The sequence below is a fragment of the Hymenobacter sp. CRA2 genome, from assembly GCF_002007105.1.
Taxonomy (GTDB): domain Bacteria; phylum Bacteroidota; class Bacteroidia; order Cytophagales; family Hymenobacteraceae; genus Solirubrum.
The window spans coordinates 440,244-458,730 of sequence record NZ_MVBC01000002.1; the positions used below are offsets into that span (position 1 = coordinate 440,244).

At 63.6% G+C, this 18,487-nt stretch carries 15 protein-coding genes; 7 read left to right on the plus strand and 8 right to left on the minus strand.

What is annotated here, in order from left to right; all coding sequences use genetic code 11:
* Positions 1 to 215: 215 nt before the first annotated feature.
* Positions 216 to 4,877: an Ig-like domain-containing protein gene (locus tag B0919_RS05650; RefSeq protein ID WP_078011244.1), complete on the plus strand. Its 4,662-nt coding sequence runs from the start codon at positions 216 to 218 to the stop codon at positions 4,875 to 4,877.
* Between the two features lie 128 nt (positions 4,878 to 5,005).
* On the opposite strand, the gene B0919_RS05655 is transcribed toward B0919_RS05650, so the two are convergent.
* From B0919_RS05655 to B0919_RS05665, 3 genes are all read right to left on the minus strand, one after another.
* Positions 5,006 to 5,770: a YdcF family protein gene (locus B0919_RS05655; protein WP_078011245.1), complete on the minus strand. Its 765-nt coding sequence runs from the start codon at positions 5,768 to 5,770 to the stop codon at positions 5,006 to 5,008.
* 43 nt (positions 5,771 to 5,813) lie between these two features.
* Positions 5,814 to 6,167, minus strand: coding sequence for a thioredoxin family protein (locus tag B0919_RS05660; protein WP_176132869.1), 354 nt, complete (start codon positions 6,165 to 6,167; stop codon positions 5,814 to 5,816).
* Between the two features lie 183 nt (positions 6,168 to 6,350).
* On the minus strand, positions 6,351 to 8,120 hold the full coding sequence (locus B0919_RS05665) for a DUF885 domain-containing protein (protein ID WP_078011247.1): 1,770 nt from the start codon (positions 8,118 to 8,120) through the stop codon (positions 6,351 to 6,353).
* Between the two features lie 213 nt (positions 8,121 to 8,333).
* On the opposite strand from B0919_RS05665, the gene B0919_RS05670 reads away from it, so the two are divergent.
* Entirely contained in the window at positions 8,334 to 9,779 is a 1,446-nt protein-coding gene (locus B0919_RS05670) for a DNA/RNA non-specific endonuclease (RefSeq protein ID WP_078011248.1), read from the plus strand.
* 69 nt (positions 9,780 to 9,848) lie between these two features.
* Here B0919_RS05670 and B0919_RS05675 read toward each other — a convergent pair whose 3' ends face one another.
* The 5 genes from B0919_RS05675 to rsmA all read right to left on the minus strand — a co-directional run bounded on the left by B0919_RS05675 (position 9,849) and on the right by rsmA (position 13,962).
* Complete coding sequence (locus B0919_RS05675) at positions 9,849 to 10,256, minus strand: hypothetical protein (RefSeq protein WP_078011249.1); 408 nt, start codon at positions 10,254 to 10,256, stop codon at positions 9,849 to 9,851.
* 175 nt (positions 10,257 to 10,431) lie between these two features.
* A complete protein-coding gene (locus B0919_RS25925; RefSeq protein WP_078011250.1) occupies positions 10,432 to 11,298 on the minus strand; it encodes a nuclease A inhibitor family protein in 867 nt (288 codons plus the stop codon).
* Positions 11,299 to 11,479: 181 nt separating this feature from the next.
* On the minus strand, positions 11,480 to 11,950 hold the full coding sequence (gene greA / locus B0919_RS05685; RefSeq protein WP_078011251.1) for a transcription elongation factor GreA: 471 nt from the start codon (positions 11,948 to 11,950) through the stop codon (positions 11,480 to 11,482).
* A gap of 200 nt (positions 11,951 to 12,150) precedes the next feature.
* On the minus strand, positions 12,151 to 13,089 hold the full coding sequence (locus tag B0919_RS05690; RefSeq protein ID WP_078011252.1) for an NAD(P)-dependent oxidoreductase: 939 nt from the start codon (positions 13,087 to 13,089) through the stop codon (positions 12,151 to 12,153).
* A 78-nt stretch (positions 13,090 to 13,167) separates the two neighbouring features.
* Positions 13,168 to 13,962, minus strand: coding sequence for a 16S rRNA (adenine(1518)-N(6)/adenine(1519)-N(6))-dimethyltransferase RsmA (gene rsmA / locus B0919_RS05695; RefSeq protein WP_078011253.1), 795 nt, complete (start codon positions 13,960 to 13,962; stop codon positions 13,168 to 13,170).
* Positions 13,963 to 14,145: 183 nt separating this feature from the next.
* Between rsmA and B0919_RS05700 the strand changes: the two genes are divergently transcribed.
* From B0919_RS05700 to rpmF, 5 genes are all read left to right on the plus strand, one after another.
* Positions 14,146 to 15,594 (plus strand): leucyl aminopeptidase family protein, encoded by a 1,449-nt coding sequence (locus B0919_RS05700; protein ID WP_078011254.1) that lies wholly within the window; start codon positions 14,146 to 14,148, stop codon positions 15,592 to 15,594.
* Between the two features lie 232 nt (positions 15,595 to 15,826).
* Positions 15,827 to 16,846 carry a 4-hydroxythreonine-4-phosphate dehydrogenase PdxA gene (pdxA, locus tag B0919_RS05705; RefSeq protein WP_078011255.1) on the plus strand — a complete coding sequence of 340 codons (1,020 nt, stop codon included), beginning with the start codon at positions 15,827 to 15,829 and terminating at the stop codon, positions 16,844 to 16,846.
* Between the two features lie 370 nt (positions 16,847 to 17,216).
* The gene (locus B0919_RS05710) at positions 17,217 to 17,585 is read left to right on the plus strand and encodes a helix-turn-helix domain-containing protein (RefSeq protein WP_078011256.1); all 369 of its coding nucleotides are present in this window, start codon (positions 17,217 to 17,219) and stop codon (positions 17,583 to 17,585) included.
* 78 nt (positions 17,586 to 17,663) lie between these two features.
* On the plus strand, positions 17,664 to 18,206 hold the full coding sequence (locus B0919_RS05715; RefSeq protein WP_078011257.1) for a YceD family protein: 543 nt from the start codon (positions 17,664 to 17,666) through the stop codon (positions 18,204 to 18,206).
* Positions 18,207 to 18,254: 48 nt separating this feature from the next.
* Entirely contained in the window at positions 18,255 to 18,476 is a 222-nt protein-coding gene (gene rpmF, locus B0919_RS05720) for a 50S ribosomal protein L32 (RefSeq protein WP_078011258.1), read from the plus strand.
* Positions 18,477 to 18,487 lie beyond the last annotated feature (11 nt).

Sequence of the window (18,487 nt, forward strand, 5' to 3'; positions counted from 1 at the left end):
TATGACTATATAAGTAGTCAGCCGGAAGGTTGGCTTTTAACAAGCTTGTAAATCAGAAACAAGCCGGGATACATTAGCATTATTCTACGGCTCCGCAGCTAGTAGCCGAGGGCAGGCCAAGACCTGCTGCCTAGCGGAATAATTCCATTTGCCTTCACGCTTGTCCCGTTAGCGGGCAGCGCCGCGCCTTTTCTTCCTACCTAATTCCCACCACTATGCAGGCAACCTTCTACAGGTGCGTCTGGCAGGCCCGTGCACTGATGCTGGCCTTGCTGGGCGGTTTATTGTTTCTGTTTCAGCTGCCGGCCCGGGCCCAGCAACGGCTGGTCTGGGAAGACAACTTCGATGGACCGGCCATCAACGCCAGCAACTGGACCTTTGACCAGGGCGACGGTTGCGCGCAGGGCGTGTGCGGCTGGGGCAACAGCGAGCTGGAGACTTACACCAACCGCCCCGACAACGCCCGGGTGGAAAACGGGAACCTCGTCATCGAGGCGCGGCGCGAGGCCTACCAGGGCCGCTCGTTTACGTCGGCGCGCCTGAAAACGCTGGGCCGGGTGCAATTCAAGTACGGCACGCTGGAGGCACGCATCAAGGTGCCTAACCTGCAAAACGGGCTGTGGCCCGCCTTCTGGATGCTGGGCGCCACCGGCAACTGGCCCGCCAGCGGCGAAATCGACATCATGGAAATGGGTTCGGCAGCCGCCATTCAGGCCGGGCTGACCAACCGCCGGCTGGGCGGCGCCACGCACTGGGAGTACAACAACACCCACGCCGCCTATGACACGCACTACGACTCACCCACCAACCTCACCGACGACTACCACGTGTACCGCATGAGTTGGGACAGCCAGTTCATCCGCATGTATATCGATGGCACGGAGTATTACGCCATTGATATTTCCAACGCGGCCGCGGCTGACCTGGAGGAGTTTCACCAGGCCCAGTACATCCTGCTGAACTTGGCCGTGGGCGGGCAATACACCGGCCTCTACGGCGCAGGCGACATCACTGCGCCGCTGCCCGGGCAGATGCTGGTGGACTACGTGCGCCTCTACCAAAGCCCCGGCGACGAGCTGTACCTGGGCTCGAACAACAGCATAGCCGGCGACTTCGGCATCTATACCGAAAACCCCGCCGTGACCCAGCGCCTCAGCTACGGGCAGGATGCCAACCTCTACATTTGGAACAACCTCACGAACATCACCTCCCCCGCGCCTACCCCGTTTGAGGGACAAGAGGTGCTGGCGCTGCACGCCAACGCCGGCAACTGGTTCGGCTTCGGGGTGGCCAACGACGTGAAAAACCTGGTGGCCTTCGACCAGGGCGCGCTGAAGTTTCACTTCAAGACCACGTACGCAGGGCAGTTCAAGGTCGGGCTGAAATCGGGCGCCGGGGAAAGTTGGCTCGACTTTCCGGCCGGTACCAGCCGCTATGGTCTCGCGCGCGACGGACAGTGGCACGAGGTGGTCATCCCGATGTCAGCTTTTGGCAACGGGGACCTGGGCTCGGTGCAGCAGACGTTCATGTTTGCCGGCGACGCCGCCACCGGTCCGGCCGACTTCTACTTCGACAACATCTACTACAGCGGCGGCGTGGCGGCCAACCCTGCCCCCACCGTCGCGCTGACCTCGCCCGCCAACGAGGCGCTGGTGACCACGCCGGCCACCGTCACGCTCACCGCCAACGCGGCCGATACCAACGGCTCGGTAACCAAAGTCGAGTTTTACAGCGGCTTCACCTTGCTGGGCGCGGCCACGACGGCGCCGCATAGCTACGTTTGGGCCAATGTAGTGCCGGGCACCTACTCGCTCACGGCCAGGGCCACCGACGACCAGGGCGTGGTAACCACCTCGGCCCCGGTGACGCTGTTCGTGGCCGCCCCCAACAACACCGCCCCTACTGTCAGCCTGACTTCGCCTACCGCTTCCGCCGCCTTTACCGCGCCCGCTACCCTCACGCTCACGGCCGATGCCGCGGACGCCGACGGCTCGGTGTACAAAGTGGAGTTCTACAACGGCACCACCCTGCTCGGCACCGACTACACCAGCCCCTACGCCTACACCTGGGCCGGTGTGCCGGCGGGTTCCTACACCCTGACGGCCAAAGTCACCGACAACGGCCGGCTGACTACGACCTCCACGCCGGTGAGCGTGACGGTGCGCAGCAACGTCATTGCCGGGCCGCGGTTTGGGGTGTACTCCGAAGACGCGCAGATTCAGGAAAAGCTCAGCTACGGGCAGGATGCCAACCTTTACATCTGGAACAACCTGGTCAACATCGCCGCGCCCACGCCCTTTGAGGGACAGGAGGTGCTGGCGTTGCGTGCCACGGCCGGCAACTGGTTCGGCTTCGGCATTGCCAATAGCGTGAAGAACCTGGCGGCCTTCGCCAACGGCTCCCTGCACCTGCAGTACAAAACCAGCTACGGCGGGCAGTTCAAGTTTGGGGTGAAAACCGGCGGTGCCGAGGGCTGGGTGGACTTCCCGGCCGGTGCCACGCAGTACGGCCTCGTGCGCGACGGGCAGTGGCACGAAGTCGCCATTCCGCTGGCGGCATTCGGTAGCTTGGACTGGTCGTCGCTGGAGCAAGCCTTTATGTTTGCCGGCGACGCTCCCGGTGCCACGGCCGATTTCTACTTCGACAACATCTACTTCAGCACCGAATCGGTCGTTTTGCCGCCCGTGACGTACTGCGGCACCGCCGCCAGCGGCGACTACAGCTACGCCGCGACGAGCAGCGGCAACAACGTCACGTTTACCTTCCACCCGCTCGGTGGCGTGGCGGGCGGCAACCTAGCTATTCTGTACGTGGGCGGCGCGGGCTACGGCATGAGCCGGAACGCCGCCGGCGACTTTACTTACACCGTAACCAACCAGACGGCCGGACGGGTATTGAGCTTCTACTTCACCTACCAGGTAGGCCCGGGCGGTGGGGAGCGAAACTCCGCAGCGGCCCCGCACCAGTACACCGTGGGCTCGGCCTGCGGCACCACGCCGGCCCCACAAGCCCCCACCATCAGCCTGACTTCGCCCGCGGCATCGAGCAGCTTCACGGCTCCGGCCACCATCACCCTCACGGCTAGTGCGGCGGATGCTGACGGCTCCGTCAGCCGGGTAGAGTTTTACCAGGGCAGCACGCTGCTGGGCACCGCCACCGCTGCACCGTACAGCTACGCCTGGGCCAATGTACCGGCGGGTACCTACTCCCTTACCGCCAAGGCTACCGACAACAGCGGACTGAGCACGACCTCCACGGCCGTAGCGGTAACCGTCAGCAGCGGCGGGCCGCACGGGCCGGCGGCTTACTGCGGCACGGCCACCAACGGCGACTTCAGCTGGGCGGCCGTTACCAGCGGCTCGGATGTGACGTTCACCTTCCACCCGCTGGGTGCTACGGCCGGCGGCAACCTGGCCATCCTCTACGTCAATGGGCCGGGCTACCTGATGACCCGCAACGCGGCCGACGACTTCACCTACACCGTGCCCAACCAGGTGAGTGGCGCAGTGCTGAACGTCTACTTCACGTATCAGGTGGGCCCCGGCGGCTTCGAACGCAACACGTCGGCTACGCCCGACCGCTACACCGTCGGCGCTACCTGCGCACCGGCTCCCGTCAACGTCGCCCCTACCGTCAGCCTGACTTCGCCGGTAGCCGGTGCTACCCTCGCCGCGCCGGCCACGGTTACACTCACAGCCGCCGCCACTGATGCTGACGGCAATCTGAGCAAAGTGGAGTTCTTCCAAGGCACCACGCTCTTGGGCGCGGCCACGACGGCGCCGTATAGTTTCGTGTGGGCCAATGTCGCTGCGGGCGCCTACTCACTCACGGCCAAAGCCACCGACAGCGAAGGCTTGACGGCTACCTCGGCCGCCGTTACTGTCACCGTGGCCTACGCCGATGCCGACGGCGACGGCTACGCTGCTGATCAGGACTGCGACGACCACAACGCCGGCGTGCACCCGGGCCTGACCTTCTACCGGGATGCCGACGGCGACGGGTTTGGCTCCGGCCTCACGGCCACCGGCTGCACCGCACCAAGCGGGTACGTGGCCCAGGCCGGCGACTGCAACGACCAGGACGCCAGCATCAACCCGGCCGCCGCGGATGTCTGCGGGCAGGACCGCAACTGCGACGGACGTATTGCCCTGCCGGCCCAAGCTGCGCCCAGCATTGCCGTACGCCCGGCTTCCGCGGTAAACACCGGCGGCGATGCGCAAACTGTTTACCTGGGCTACGGCCCGCAGAGTGTCACGCTTACGGCCAGCGCACCGGGCGCCACGGCCTATAGCTGGAGCCCTGCTGCTGGCCTAAACGGCACCACGGGCACCAGCGTAACGTTTGCGCCCAGCGCGGCGGGGCGCTACAGCATTTCCGTGACGGCTCGCAACGCCGCGGGCTGCTCGGCCAGTGCCAGTGTTACCATCACGGTGGTGGATGTCCGCGTGCCCGGCCACGCCAACAAAGTGCGGCTGTGCCACCATGGGCAGGAGCTAGAGGTCAGCACCAATGCCGTCCCCGCCCACCTGAACCACGGCGACCAGCTGGGCTCCTGCCCAACCAACACGGCCAGCCGCGGTGCCGGCACGGCTGCCGATGGCCCAGCTACCACCACCGCTGCTGACGCCGTCCTAGCCCCGAACCCCACCCAGGACCACGCGACGCTGACGTTGCGCCTGCCGCAGGATGGGGCTTATGCGCTGGGCATCTACGATCTGCGCGGCACGCTCGTAAGGCAGGTACGCACCGGTCAAGGGTATCGTGACCAAGCCCTTTCGCTTGCCATTGATGCGCGCGGCCTGGCCGAAGGCGTGTACCTGGTGCGCCTGGTTACCGGCGAATCGGTAATAACCAAACGTCTGCTTATCCAGCGCTAGCACGCATTTGTCAGTACTTACAAAAAGGCCTCAACCAGTTGGTTGAGGCCTTTTTGTATATCAGCGCAAAGCAACAGCAAGCTACTGTGTACTCGCTGGAAGACACAGGCCAACGGCAACCGGCGCCTTTAGCAATAGCCGAGCAGCTTGTACACCATGTACCCGCTGATTTCGTGCAGCAGCAGGCTCCAGCGGCTCAGTGCGTCGGCGTCGGGTAGCAGCCAATAGTCAGGCGCCCAGCTGCGGTCGGAGGAGCGAAAGTCGGCGGGGAATGGGGTCGGCTGCAGCCCCACGCGACGAAAGCAGCCCAAGGCCCGCCGCTGGTGAAAGGCCGACGTGATGAGCACCGCACTGCGCAGCTCGGGGTGCCGGGCCAGCAGCTCTTTGGTGTAGAGGGCATTTTCGCGGGTGTTGCGGCTGCGTTCCTCCAGCAGAATGTGCTGCGCCGGCACGCCCGCCAGGCGCAGCAGCGTGCGCAGGTCGCGGGCTTCGGAGTGCTCCACGCTCAGTACCGCTCCCGAGCCGCCCGAAATCAGGATGCGCCGGATGCGGCCGGCCCGGTACAGCCACAGCGTGTGCGTCAGGCGGTCGGCGCCGCGGGCCAGGTACACCCGGTCGTGCGGCGACTTGTGCCCGTCGCCGACGCCGGTGAGCAGGATGCCCACGTCGTGGCGGCCCAGCTGGCGCAGCCGCACCGGGGGCAGTTCCCAGGCCAGGATGGCTTCGTTGACCAGGGCGTTGTTGGTGCCCAGCATCAGCAGCCCCAGCGCAATCAGCAGCAGGCGGCGGCGCCGTGCTTCGCGCCGCGTAAGTACGGCGGCCAGCAACAGGCCGACCAGCCACACGGCCGGCAGCAGGGCAAAATCGAGGAGTTTGGAGAGCAGGAAGAACACGGGGCGCGAAGCTAGCAGAACGGCCGCACACAGCCGCGCCCCCTTACGTCACCGGCACGTAGGCCCGCAGGCGGTCCAGCATTTCGCGCACCTGCGCTTCCTCCGTCAGCGAGTCGCACTCCAGCAGCTGGCCCTGGCAGTAGCTCACGAAAAACGGCGCTATTTTTTCCTGCATCAGCTTGCGGGCCACGGGGTTCTGGTCGGAGTTCAGGCGCAGAAACGCAATGGGCTGGTACTGCTCGTCATCGGCAAACTGGGCAAAGGGTGGCGCCAGTAGTTCGCAGGTAGCGCAGTTTTCCGAGGTAAACTTGGCAAACACCTTCATGTGGTCGTGGATGAGGTGGCGCAACCCTTCGTCGTTCGTGTCGTGTACGCGCTGGCGGTCGGCTTCTTTCATGCGGCTGGCTAGGCAGAAATGGGTGGGAGCAGAAGTAAAGCTTATACGGCCCCTGCCCCGGTTAGGCTCCGTTTCAGGTATCAAATCGGGAAATTCGCCCTGATCTGGTCCAGCAAAAAGCGCCCCGCCGCAAGCCACACCGGGCCTGCGCCGGGGCGCTTTATCAGGGGGCATGCCGGGCGGCTAGCGCAGCATCATCTGGCGGATGTACTTCACCGGCGCGCTGCCGTAGCTCAGGAACTGCTCGTTGAAGGTCTTCAGGTCGAAGTCATTGCCTTGCTTCTTTTTCAGCTCGTCGCGCAGGGCCATAATTTCGCTGTAGCCCGTGAAGTACGAGCTGAGCTGCACCTGCGAGAGCGTGGCGCGGCGCCACTTATTGCGGGCTTCGGCTTCTTCCTGAAACCCGTCGCGCATGAGCATCTGCACGGTTTCGGCCTCCGAGATGGTGCCGGTCTGCACGAGGTGGTCGAGGATGGTGTTGAGCGTCACGCGCATGTTCCACTTGTCCCACATCAGCCAGATTTCGTCGGAATTGCCGCCGTAGCCGCTTTCCAGCATCATGCGCTCGGCGTACACGGCCCAGCCCTCAATCATGGCGCCGTTGCCCAGAATGGCCTTGATGATGCTGGGCGAGCGGTTGGCGTACACCAGCTGGGTGTAGTGGCCCGGAATGGCCTCGTGGATGTTGAGAATCTGCAGGGTGTACTGGTTGTACTCGCGCAGGTAGCTTTCGGCCTGCTCGGCCGGCACGCCGTCCAGCGGCTCCACGTTGTAGTAGGTATCGGCCGACTTATCGTAGGGACCCGGCGCCGACACCGACGCCCCCGCGCCCGAACCGCGCATGTACAAGGGCGTTTCGCGCACGACCAGCGGCTTGGTCGGGTCCTGGGTCAGCAGTTTGTGCTCGTCGACGAACTTCACCAGCTGCGGAATCTGCTGGCGCACAGCTCCCACGAAGCCCTGCGGCGTGGTATGCGTGGCCGAAAGCTTGGCAACGACCTGCCGGATGCGCGTGAGCGTATCGGCCGGCAGCGGTTGCCCAGGCATGTACTTGGGCCACAAGCGGGTGGCGCGCCCGGCCATGTCGCGCAGCAGCTCCTTTTTGTGGGCCAGGGCCCGGCCGTACACCTCGTCGGCCGAGGCATTGGCCACGATGTCGTAGGCAAACTTCCGGTCGAACAGCGGCTTGCCGATGCGGAAGCTGCGTTTGGCTTGCGGCCGCAGCTCCTGGTCGAGGAAGGTGATGTAGCTCTGCATGGCCTCGCGGGTGTTGGCAATGCGGGCGCGCAGCTCCTCTTTTTCCCGCGCCGGCAAATCGGCGCGGTCCACCGAATCCAGCAGTGGCTGGCCGAATACTTCCAGCCCGCCCTTGTTCTGCAGAATGGCCAGCTGCAGGTGCTCGGGCGTGGGGTTGCGGAGGTTGTTCTTGGCCGCCTCGTAGTACTCGATGGCCCGGTTGATTTTACCGGAAATGCTGCGCAGGCGCTGGGGCAGCGGCTGGTAGCGGCCGTTCAGAATTTCGGCCACCGGCGCGCCCAGGTTGTACTGGCTCGGGTCCCACTCCCAGCTGCGCAGCGTGTCGTTGTACCAGCGCGTACTCCGCAGCTGGTTCACCATCATCAGGTAGTCGGTCTGGTTGTTGGGCGAGAGTTTATCGAACTCAAACCCCTGCAGCTCCTTCAGGCCGCGGGCCGCCGCTTTGTTCTCGATTTGGCGCCGGCCCGCCGTGGGCAGCACCAGCACCTCGTCGTACTTATGAAAGCCCTGCGAGGACGCCCAGCCGGGGTTGTAGTACCAAAGTGAATCGATGAAGCGCTCCTTATAACGGTCGAAGCCGATATCGGCGGCAGTGGCTTCGGGGGCGCCGTTGTCGGACTGGGGCCGGCAGGAAGCCATGGCCAGGGCGCCGGCCGCGGCCAGCGTCAGGCCCAGGCGGGAGTATCGTGCAATCATGTAGTAAAACGGGTAGAAATCCGGTTGCGGGCGGCAAGGTAGCGGCAAAACGGACTTACTCGGACCAACCCACAGGATTGTCGAGCTTGGAGCAGGCAAGCGGTGCGCTCGGCCGGGCCGATTCGGCGTTGACCCAGTACCTGACCTTGTTCGTTCGGCGCACCCGCGGCAGCTAAGCGGCCCCTATTATCTTGCGCGCCTTACCCTCCCTTCATGCGCCTGATTACGTCTCCCCTCCTTTCCACGCTGCTGCTCTCCGGCGCACTGGCCGCCTGCTTTCAGCGCACCGACGACGCGGCGGCTACTGCCGATTCCGGCTCCGCCGTGCTCCAGACCGGCCGGCCCCTCGCCGAAGACTTTGAGAGCGGCAGCAAAGGCTCCTACGCCAGCGGCGAAGAACAACTCGGCTCGGGCCGCTGGCTGCTCGACGATGCCCTGATTGGCACTTCCGACCAGGACCACAAACACGGCCAGAAAGCCCTGCGCCTGCGCGGCAAGGGCCGGGCCCAGATGCGCTTCGACCTGCCCACGGGAGCCGGGCGCGTGCGCCTGTTCCACGCCAGCTACGGCAAAGACGGCTCCGTGCGCTGGCAACTGTGGTACTCCGCCGACCGCGGCCGCAGCTGGCAGCCCGCCGGCACCGAGGTGAAGGTGGAAGGCGCGGGCCTGCCGGCCACCATCGTGGTGAACCGCCCCGGCCCACTGCGCCTGGAAATCCGCAAAGTAGATAGCGGCGACGACCGGCTGAACATCGACGACTTCTCGGTGGAGCCCTACAAGGCCGGTACGCCGCCCGCCGTAGCCGGCAACGGCGCCCAAACGCCCGCGGCGGCCCCCGGCGTGCCCGTACCATCGGCCAAGCCGCAGAAGCAGCAAGGCGGCAGCGGCGCCTCCCGCCGCGACGACCCGCTTAGCCTCGGCAACCCCAGCGGTGCTACCAGCAACCCCGATGCAACGCCAAATAACTTCTTGATGGTGAAGCCGCAGTACACGCTGGGCTACTCCCGCGACCGGGGCATTCCCACCTGGGTGGTGTGGCACCTGAGCAAGGCTTGGATGGGCTCGGCCCCGCGCCAGGACGACTTCCGACCCGACCCGGCCCTGCCCCGCGGCTGGTACCAGGTGACGCCCCGCTCCTACTCCGGCTCGGGTTTCGACAAGGGCCACAACTGCCCTTCGGCCGACCGTTCCTTCGACCTCGACGATAACTCGGCTACCTTCCTGATGACCAACATGATTCCGCAGGCGCCGATGAACAACCAGCGCACCTGGAATCACCTGGAAGAATACTCCCGCGACCTGGTGAAGGCCGGCAACGAAGTCTACGTGCTGATGGGCAGCTACGGCCGCGGCGGCACTGGTGCCAACGGCCCCGCCCAAACCCTCGACAACGGCCACGTAACCGTGCCCAAGCGCGTGTGGAAGGTATTGGTGGTGCTGCCCGACGGTGACAACGACCAGCAGCGCATCGCTGCGGGGCAGGCCCGCCTCATTGCCATCGACACGCCCAACGACAACTCCGTGTCGCCCGACTGGGCGCAGTACCGCGTGAGCGTGGACGCCATCGAAAACGCCACGGGCCTTGACCTGCTCAGCAAGCTGCCCACCCCCGTCCAGGAACGCCTGGAGGTGCAGATTGACCACGGCCCGACGCGCTGAGCGCACTGCGGCTAACAACAAAGCCCGCCCGACGAGTGTCGGGCGGGCTTTTTTATGGCTTGGTTAAGCTTAGTCGCGGGTACCGCTCTCGAAGCCACTGACCAAGGCCTGCTTTTCGGCGGGCGTCAGCGCGTGGTTGGTAGCGGCGGTGTACACGGCGCAGGCCCGCTCCGCCGATGCCAGACCAAGGGCTTTGACGCGCATACCCCAGAGCACCAGGGCGTAGTCACGCTTCGAGTACATGTTGCCGCCGTGCAAAAACACGGTCTGTTTCTTGGGGGCCAGGAATTTGGTGAAGTCCAGCTCACCGCCCTTGGTTTGGCTGCGCACGTAGGCCTCGATGTTGGCCGGCACCGGAGCGGCCGCGGCGTGGGCACTATCAGCGGGGCTCTGCTGCGCGACTGGGCCGCCTTGTGCGCGCAGGGCCGTACTCGCCGTTATCAGAATAAAGCCGGCTAAAACAATGGACTTCAACATAGCAGTGGAGAGCAAATAAGGAGGAGACTTATACGCAATGACGACCCAATGTGGCCACTGATTGCACTAAGTCTTCAATTATTATTCCATTTCCGAGCCAACAACACATTTAGTTGAAAAGTGCCCACTCGCCCGGTCCGTACGAATCAGCTCCACCGCTGGATTGCTCCGCGCCTCAGGTTTCTATCAGCGTCACCTTGAAGCCAGCCAGCTTGCCACCGCTCGTTTTGCCCAGCGCGTAGGCATCCAGCTGCGGCCCTTTGCCCACGCGGTACACTTTCACGTCCTCCAGCTCCTGCTTGAGGTACATCTGCAGGGCCTTGAAGCGGTTGGCTAGGTCCACATTGCCCAGCACGCCGTCGTCGGCGGTGTGGTTGCGCAGGAAGTAAATCAGCTCCTGGGTTTCAACGGGCGTGCTGGCGGGCAGGCTCAGGAGCTTGAGCAGCTGCTCCGGGCTCAACTTGCCTGCCGGGGCCGGGTAGCTCACCACCGTCAGCGGGGCATCCGACTCGCTCACGTAGTACAGGCCGTTGGTCAACTCCCGCAATTGCGCCAGCTCGCCGTCGGCCGCTGCGTCGTTGGAGCCGGCGGTTTCGCGCTCGGCTTTGCTCTGCAGCGGCGCCGCCTGGGCCGCGCCGGCATCGGCAGCGGGCACTTTGGCGACAATGGCGGCGGCTAGCTCCTTCATCCGCTCCACGCCCACTTTGATCTTGGGGTTGGCAAAGTTCATGTCCGACACCTGGTTCATCGGAATCAGGTGGATGTGAGCGTGCGGCACCTCCAGTCCGATAACGGCTACGCCGATGCGCTTGCAGGTCACGGCCGCTTTTACGCCCTTGGCCACGCGCTGGGCAAACTGGTGCAGCGCCGCTAGCTCCGCCGGGGGCAGATCGAAGATGTAGTCGACTTCACGCTTGGGAATGACCAGCGTATGGCCCTCTACTAAGGGGGTGATGTCGAGGAAAGCGAGGTGATGCTCGTCTTCGGCCACTTTGTAGGCCGGCAGCTCGCCCGCCACGATGCGGGAAAAGATGGAAGGCATGCGGTGAAATGGTGAGATGGTGAGTCTGATGTTCGGGCAGTGCCCGGGCGGCTCTTTTTGGCCGGCAGTAAAGTACGGCGCAAAAACGAAGAAGGGCGAAGCCGCAGCTCCGCCCTTCTCTAACGCTTCGCTGAGGAGAAAACGGCAAACTCACCCTTTCACTACCTCACGGTATCACCGCTTAGCGGCTGATTTCGAGAATCTCGAATTGCAGCTTGCCCGCCGGCACGGTGATTTCGGCCACGTCGCCGGCCGACTTGCCCAGCAGGCCTTTGCCGATGGGCGACTTCACGGAAATTTTACCGGCGGCCAAGTTGGCTTCTTCCTCCGCTACCAGCGTGTAGTCGAGCACCATGTTGTTCTTCAGGTTCTTCAGCTTCACCTTGCTCATGATCAGCACCTTGCTGGTATCGAGGTTGCTGTCGTCGAGGATGCGGGCGTTGCCGATGATTTCTTCGAGCTTGGAGATTTTCAGCTCCAGGTGGCCCTGCGACTCCTTGGCCGCGTCGTACTCAGCGTTTTCGCTCAGGTCACCTTTGTCGCGTGCCTCGGCCAGCTGACGGGCTGCCTCCGCCCGGCCGCGGATTTTGAGGTCCTGCAGTTCGTCCTTGAGCTTCTGCAAGCCTTCGGCGGTATAATAATTGACGGCCATGACGAATTGGGTGTGGTGGGTCAAACAGGTAAAAAAACAAGGAGAACGGCCGGCGGCGCCGGCCGTTCTCCCGAACAGGCATCAGCAAATATACGGAATCATGCCCACAGTGCGCAAGCCCGGCCGCGGCTTGGCGCGGTACTGAGTTGGAGCAATGGTCAGTTGAGGTTCTGGCAATCAGAACCACACTCACCATTTCACTATTTCACCAGCTCACCAATTTTGCGCGCCAGCACTTCGTTGATGCGCTGGTACGACTCGTGTGTCCAGCCGCCCACGTGCGGGGTCAGTACTACGTTGGGCGCCGCGCGCAGCCACCCGAAGCGGGTGCGCTGCTCGGGCTTGAGCGTAGTCAGCCGCTCGTTGTCGAGCACGTCGAGGGCGGCGCCGCGCAGTTTGCCTTCCTGCAGCAGCTTCACGAGGGCGGCGTGGTCGAGCACTTCGCCGCGGGCCGTGTTCAGCAGCCATAGCGGCTGCCGAAAGCCCCGCAGCAGCTCCTCGTTCACGAAGGCGTGGTTTTCAGGCGAGTACGGGATGTGAATGCTGAGCACGTCGCAGCGCTGCTGGATTTCCTCCAGCGGCACCAGCGGCAGGTACTCGGTGGGTTGCACGGCCGGGTCGTGGTCGTGGCCGAGCACCGTGCAGCCGAAGCCGCGCAGGCAGCGGGCAAAGCTGCGCCCCATATGGCCGCAACCGATGATGCCCACCGTGCGGGCCTGCAGCTCGTAGCCGCGGTTGGCCTCGCGGCGCCACTGCTCCTGGCGCACTTCCGCGTCGGCGGCGGCTACTTTGCGCAGCAGGGCCAGCAGCGTGCCCACGGCGAATTCGCCCACGGCCTGGGAGTTGCCTTCCGGGGCGTTGACCAGCGTCACGCCGGCCGCCGTCAGCGCCGCCACGTCGATGTTGTCGACGCCGGCGCCGGCGCGGGCCACAAAGCGCAGGTGCGGGCCGTGGCGCAGCAAATCGGCCGTCACGCGCACCTTGGAGCGCACAATCAGGCCTTCGTAGGGTTTCTCGGCCAGGGCGGCGGCTACTTCGGCCGGCAGCAGGTCGGGTTCGTAATCGATTTGCACGCCGGTTTCGCGCAGCAGGCTTTTCAGCGAGGGGTGCATTTCATCGATAACGAGGCAACGAATCATAGCTCAGGGAAGGAGGTGGTGGAATGCAGTACCGGCAATACCATCTGCCAGTTGGCTCAGCTCGGGCGCGCGGCCGGGCTAAGCCTGGTGCCGGTGCTCGGCCACGTACTTGGTCAGCCCGATGAAGTCCTGCACGCTCAGCTGCTCGGCACGCTTATCAAACAGCGGCTCGGTCATGGCTTCGGTGGGCATGCCCAGGGGCTTGAGGCAGTTGCGCAGCGTTTTGCGCCGCGTGCTGAAGGCCTGCTTCACCACCTGGAAGAACAGCTTCTCGTCGCAGTCGAGGCGCTCCACCGAGTTGCGCGTCAGGCGCAGCACAGCGCTCTGCACTTTGGGCGGCGGCACGAACACGTGCGGGGGCACCGTAAACAGGTATTCCGTATCGTAGAAAGCCTGCACCAGCACGCTCAGGATGCCGTAGACCTTGGAGCCCGGGCCGGCGGCAATGCGCTCGGCCACTTCCTTCTGGATCATGCCCACGCACTCGCGCACCTGCTGGCGGTGCTCCAGTACCTTAAAGTAGATCTGGGTGCTGATGTTGTAGGGAAAGTTGCCGATGATGGCCAGCGGCTGTTGCTCGAACAGCTTGCCCAGGTCCTGCTTCAGGAAGTCGGCCGACAGAATGCGGTCCTGCAGGGCCGGGAAGTGTACTTTCAGGTAGGCCACCGAGTCCCGGTCGATTTCGATGACGGTGGTTTCGTACTCGGCCGGGTGCTCCAGCAGAAACTGCGTCAGCACGCCCATGCCGGGGCCGACTTCCAGCACGTGGCGCACGCCGTCGGGCAGGCGCAAGGCCTCGGCAATGCTGCGGGAGATATTCAGATCGGCCAGAAAGTGCTGGCCCAGATGCTTCTTCGGGGTGACGCGTTCCACGGGCAGAGGCGCGAAGAGCGACTCCGCGCGTTGGATTGGGCGGCAAAGGTAGACCACAGATAGTAAGGAATGCAGGAACGGATGCTGCGGATGCGCACCGCTGGTAGCCCGGCCCGTTTCATCCGTTCCTGCATCCGTCTCCATCTGTGGTGTAACTTGCCAGCCAAAGCTATTCCAACGCCGATGCCCCTGCACCTTACCACCGCCACCGCGCTGCCCGAAGGCCCCGCCGATACCGTCGTGATTCTGCCCGCCGGCACCACTGTTCTGCCCGCCGAAGCGCCCGCCCTGCCCGAAGCCGCCCGGGGCTACGCCGAGGCCCAGCTCGCCGCCGAGCAGAAGCTGTTTGCCGTGAACCTGTACTCGCACCGGCTCTACGTGGTGGTGGCCGATGCCAAGAAAAGCGTCGACCTCACGGCCGAACAGCTGCGCAAGCACGGGCACGCGCTGCACGCCAAGCTTAAAACCGCCAAGGTCGAGGCGCTGCACATCGTCGACCTGACCGCTGATAAGCAAGCCGCGCTGCCGCTGGCCGAGGGTCTGTACCTGACGGCCTACCAGTTCGAAGGCTACAAGACCGACGAGAAAAACCAACAGCCCGCCGACTTGCAGCAGGTAGTGCTAGTGGGTGCGCCGGAAGCCGAGGTAACGGCGCTGGCCAACCTGCTCAGTGGCGTCGTGCTGGCCCGCGACCTGGTGAACATGCCGTATAATAAGCTCAACGCGACCATGTTTGCCGAGCAAATGGCCGCCGCGGGCGAACAGGCCGGCTACCACACCGAAATCCTCGATCAGGCCCGCATCGAAGCGCTGCGCATGGGTGGCCTGCTGGCCGTGAACCAGGGCAGCCCCGAGCCGCCCACGTTCACTATTATGGAGTACAAGCCGGAAGGAGCTACCAACGACAAGCCCTACGTGCTGGTGGGCAAGGGCGTGGTGTTCGACACCGGCGGCCTGAGCCTGAAGCCCACGCCCAACTCCATGGACCTGATGAAGTGCGACATGGCCGGCGCCGCTGCCATGACCGGCGTGATGTACGCCCTGGCCAAAAACCAGGTGCCGCTGCACGTCATTGCCTTAGTACCCGCTACCGACAACCGCCCCGGCGGCCCCGCCCTGGCCCCCGGCGACGTCATCACCATGCACAGCGGGCTGACGGTGGAAGTGCTCAACACCGACGCCGAAGGCCGCCTCATCCTGGCCGACGCTCTGCACTTTGCCAAGAAGTATCACCCCGAGTTGGTTATCGACGCGGCTACGCTCACGGGCTCGGCCATGCGCGCCATTGGCAAGGAAGGCATCGTGGCCATGGGTACCTGCGGCGACGACACCATGCAGGAGCTGGCCGCCGCCGGCCGCCGCGTGCACGAGCGTATCGTGGAGTTTCCGCTCTGGGACGAGTACGCCGAGCACATCAAGAGCGACATTGCCGACATCAACAACCTTGGCAAGGCCGAAGCCGGGGCTATTTCGGCTGGTAAGTTCCTGGAGCGCTTCATCGAAGGCACGCCCTGGATTCACCTCGACATTGCCGGCCCGGCCTTCCTCACCGCCACGGATTCGTACCGCGGCAAGGGAGGTACTGGCACGGCCGTGCGGCTGCTCTATAAGTTCCTGACGAGCCGCGCCTAGCATGGCCGCACCAGCTCGACCAGTCAAGCTGGCCGAGACATCCCGCCTGCTTCGTTGAACGTCATGTCGAGCATGTCGAGACATCTCGCGTGCTGACTCCTGATGGTAACCACACGTTTGGCATTACTGCCCGGTGAGATGCCTCGGCTGCGCTCGGCATGACGTTACACGATACTGCTAGCAGCAGCTCCGAGCCAGCTGCTTCACCCCCTCAAGCCCTAAATACCCCAGAATGCTTCCCCGCATTGGCATTAGCACCGGCGACCTGGCCGGCATCGGACCCGAAATCATCTACCGCACCTTGCAGGATGCGCGTATTCTGCGCTTCTGCACGCCGGTAGTCTACGGCACCGCCGCTACCCTTTTCGACGACTTTCCGCAGGATAAGCACCACCCGCCGCTGAGCTTCCGCCAGGTGCGCGAAGCCGCCGATATTACCGCCGGCAAAATCAACGCCGTGACCTGCTGGGACGAGGACTTTATCCTCACGCCCGGCCAGCCGAATGAGGCCTCCGGCCGGGCCGCCCGCCTGTCGTTGATAGCCGCCGCCAACGACCTGAAAACCGGCTTGATCGATGCGCTGGTAACGGCCCCCATCAGCAAGGAAAACACCCAAGGCGCAGGATTCAACTTCCCCGGTCACACCGAGTTTCTGGCACATCACTTCAGCTCGAACAACGACAGCCTGATGTTTCTGGTGGCCGACGACCTGCGCGTGGCCACCGCCACCGGCCACATTCCGCTCAAGGATGTGCCCGCCCGCCTCACCTCGGAAGTGCTGACCGGCAAGCTGCGCATGTTGCTGCATTCGCTGCGGCAGGACTTCGGCATTCAGAAACCGCGCGTGGCCGTACTGGGGCTCAACCCCCACGCCGGCGAAAACGGCCTGCTGGGCCGTGAGGAGCAGGACATGGTGCAGCCCGTTATCCAGCAGCTGCTGCAGGAGGGGCACCTGGTTTACGGCCCCTACCCCGCCGATGGCTTCTTCGGCACGCGTCAGTACCGGCAGTTCGACGCTACGCTGGCGCTGTACCACGACCAGGGCCTGATTCCGTTCAAAACCATTGCCTTCGAGCGGGGCGTGAACTTCACCGCTGGGCTGCCCGTGGTGCGTACCTCCCCCGACCACGGCACTGCCTACAGCCTGGCTGGCAAGTTTTCCGCCGACCCGACGTCCTTCCGCGAGGCGCTGTACCTGGCCTGCGACTTGGTGCGCAACCGGAAGGCCGAGCAGGAAGCCGCGGCACGGTAATTCGACAACGCAATACGCGCCCAGCCGCGTCGTCCACAGGCCCGTAGCTCCGGATTGCCAACAATGAAACTGAACTCCGTAGGAGCGGCACCTTAGCGCCACCGTTAACGTGCTGCTTTTATAGAGCTCGATGAGTGCTTCTGTCTTTCTGTTGCTATTGACGCAACACCCAGATACATTATTGTAAAATAACCTGTTACGTGTTAATTCAGGTATAGAGCACAACTATCTGCTGTTACCTCCCCGATAACATTCTTTCCAAAAACGAAACTTTATTTTTGATTTAGCAATTTCCGTTGCACCTTTGCAGCCGGAAAGGCTGATTGGCTTTGTCTGACTTCGGCCGTTCCACTTCTGCTCTTCTCTTTTTATGACGCTCAGCAACCCTTCGGAATACAAAACCGCCCTGCGCCGCCTCGACGCACTGGTGGCCGCTGGTTTCGAAGGCAACGCCGTGCTGGAAGCCGAGTTTCGGGAGCTGGTCGTGGCCATCGACGCCTACGAAGACCAGCTCGGGCTCATGCCCATCCCGACGCTGCCCGAGTCGCTGGCCGATATGATTGAGCTGAAGCGGCAGCAGATGCGCCTTAAGCAAAAAGAGCTGGCGCAGCTGTTGGAAGTGCCGGCCGGGCGCTTATCCCAAATCCTGAGTGGCAAGCGCCGCGTAACCCTGGACCTGGCCAAAAAGCTCTACGAGCGGCTGGGCATCAGTCCGGAGTTTATCCTGAAAAAGGCTTAAACTCCCGCTAAACCTTTCCCCTCACCTAATTAGAGCGGCGAAATATTGCTATTTTTGCCGCCCGCCTGACCTGACCCTGTGAAAAAGGACCATAAATACGACCTGCCACTAGCTTCGCTGAGCGAGAAAAAGCACGAATTCGTGTTTGACCTCGATCAGGAGTTCTTCGAGCAGTTCGACCAAACCCTGATTCCGGACGGCAAGCTGCGCGCCGACGTGGTGGTCGACAAAACCGCCCAGCGCATCGTTATCAACACGCACATCGTGGGCACCGTGCAGCTCATCTGCGACCGGAGCCTCGACGAGTTCGACCAGCCCATTGACGTGGAAAATCAGCTGCTGCTGCGTTTCGGCGAGCAGGAGCTGGAGCTCGACGACGACGTGCTGCAGGTGACGCCCGACACGCAGACGCTGCCCATGGCTCAGCATTTCTTCGACTACATCGGTCTTTCCTTGCCGATGAAGAAGCTGCACCCGCGCTTCCAGGACGAAGAGGACGACAACCCCGATGCCGACGCCAAGCTCATCTACTCCACCGGTACCGCCTCTGGTGACGCGGACGATGATGACGACGAGGACCTCGGCGACCCGCGCTGGAATGCGCTGCGCAACCTGAACTAAGGCCGCATTTTTTACCCTGTTTCTTCATTTTTTCTTTCACTTTCACTCATGGCACACCCCAAACGACGCGTCTCCGCCGTCCGCCGCGACAAGCGTCGCACCCACTACAAGCTCGATGCTAAGGCTGTTTCGACCTGCCAGACCACCGGCGAAACGCACCTGCGTCACCGCGCTTACGTGGTAGATGGTGACCTGTACCTCAACGGCAAAGTGGCCATTGCCGGTTACGCCCCGGTAGCTTCGGCCGCCGCTAGCACCGACGAGGAATAGCCCCGACCCGC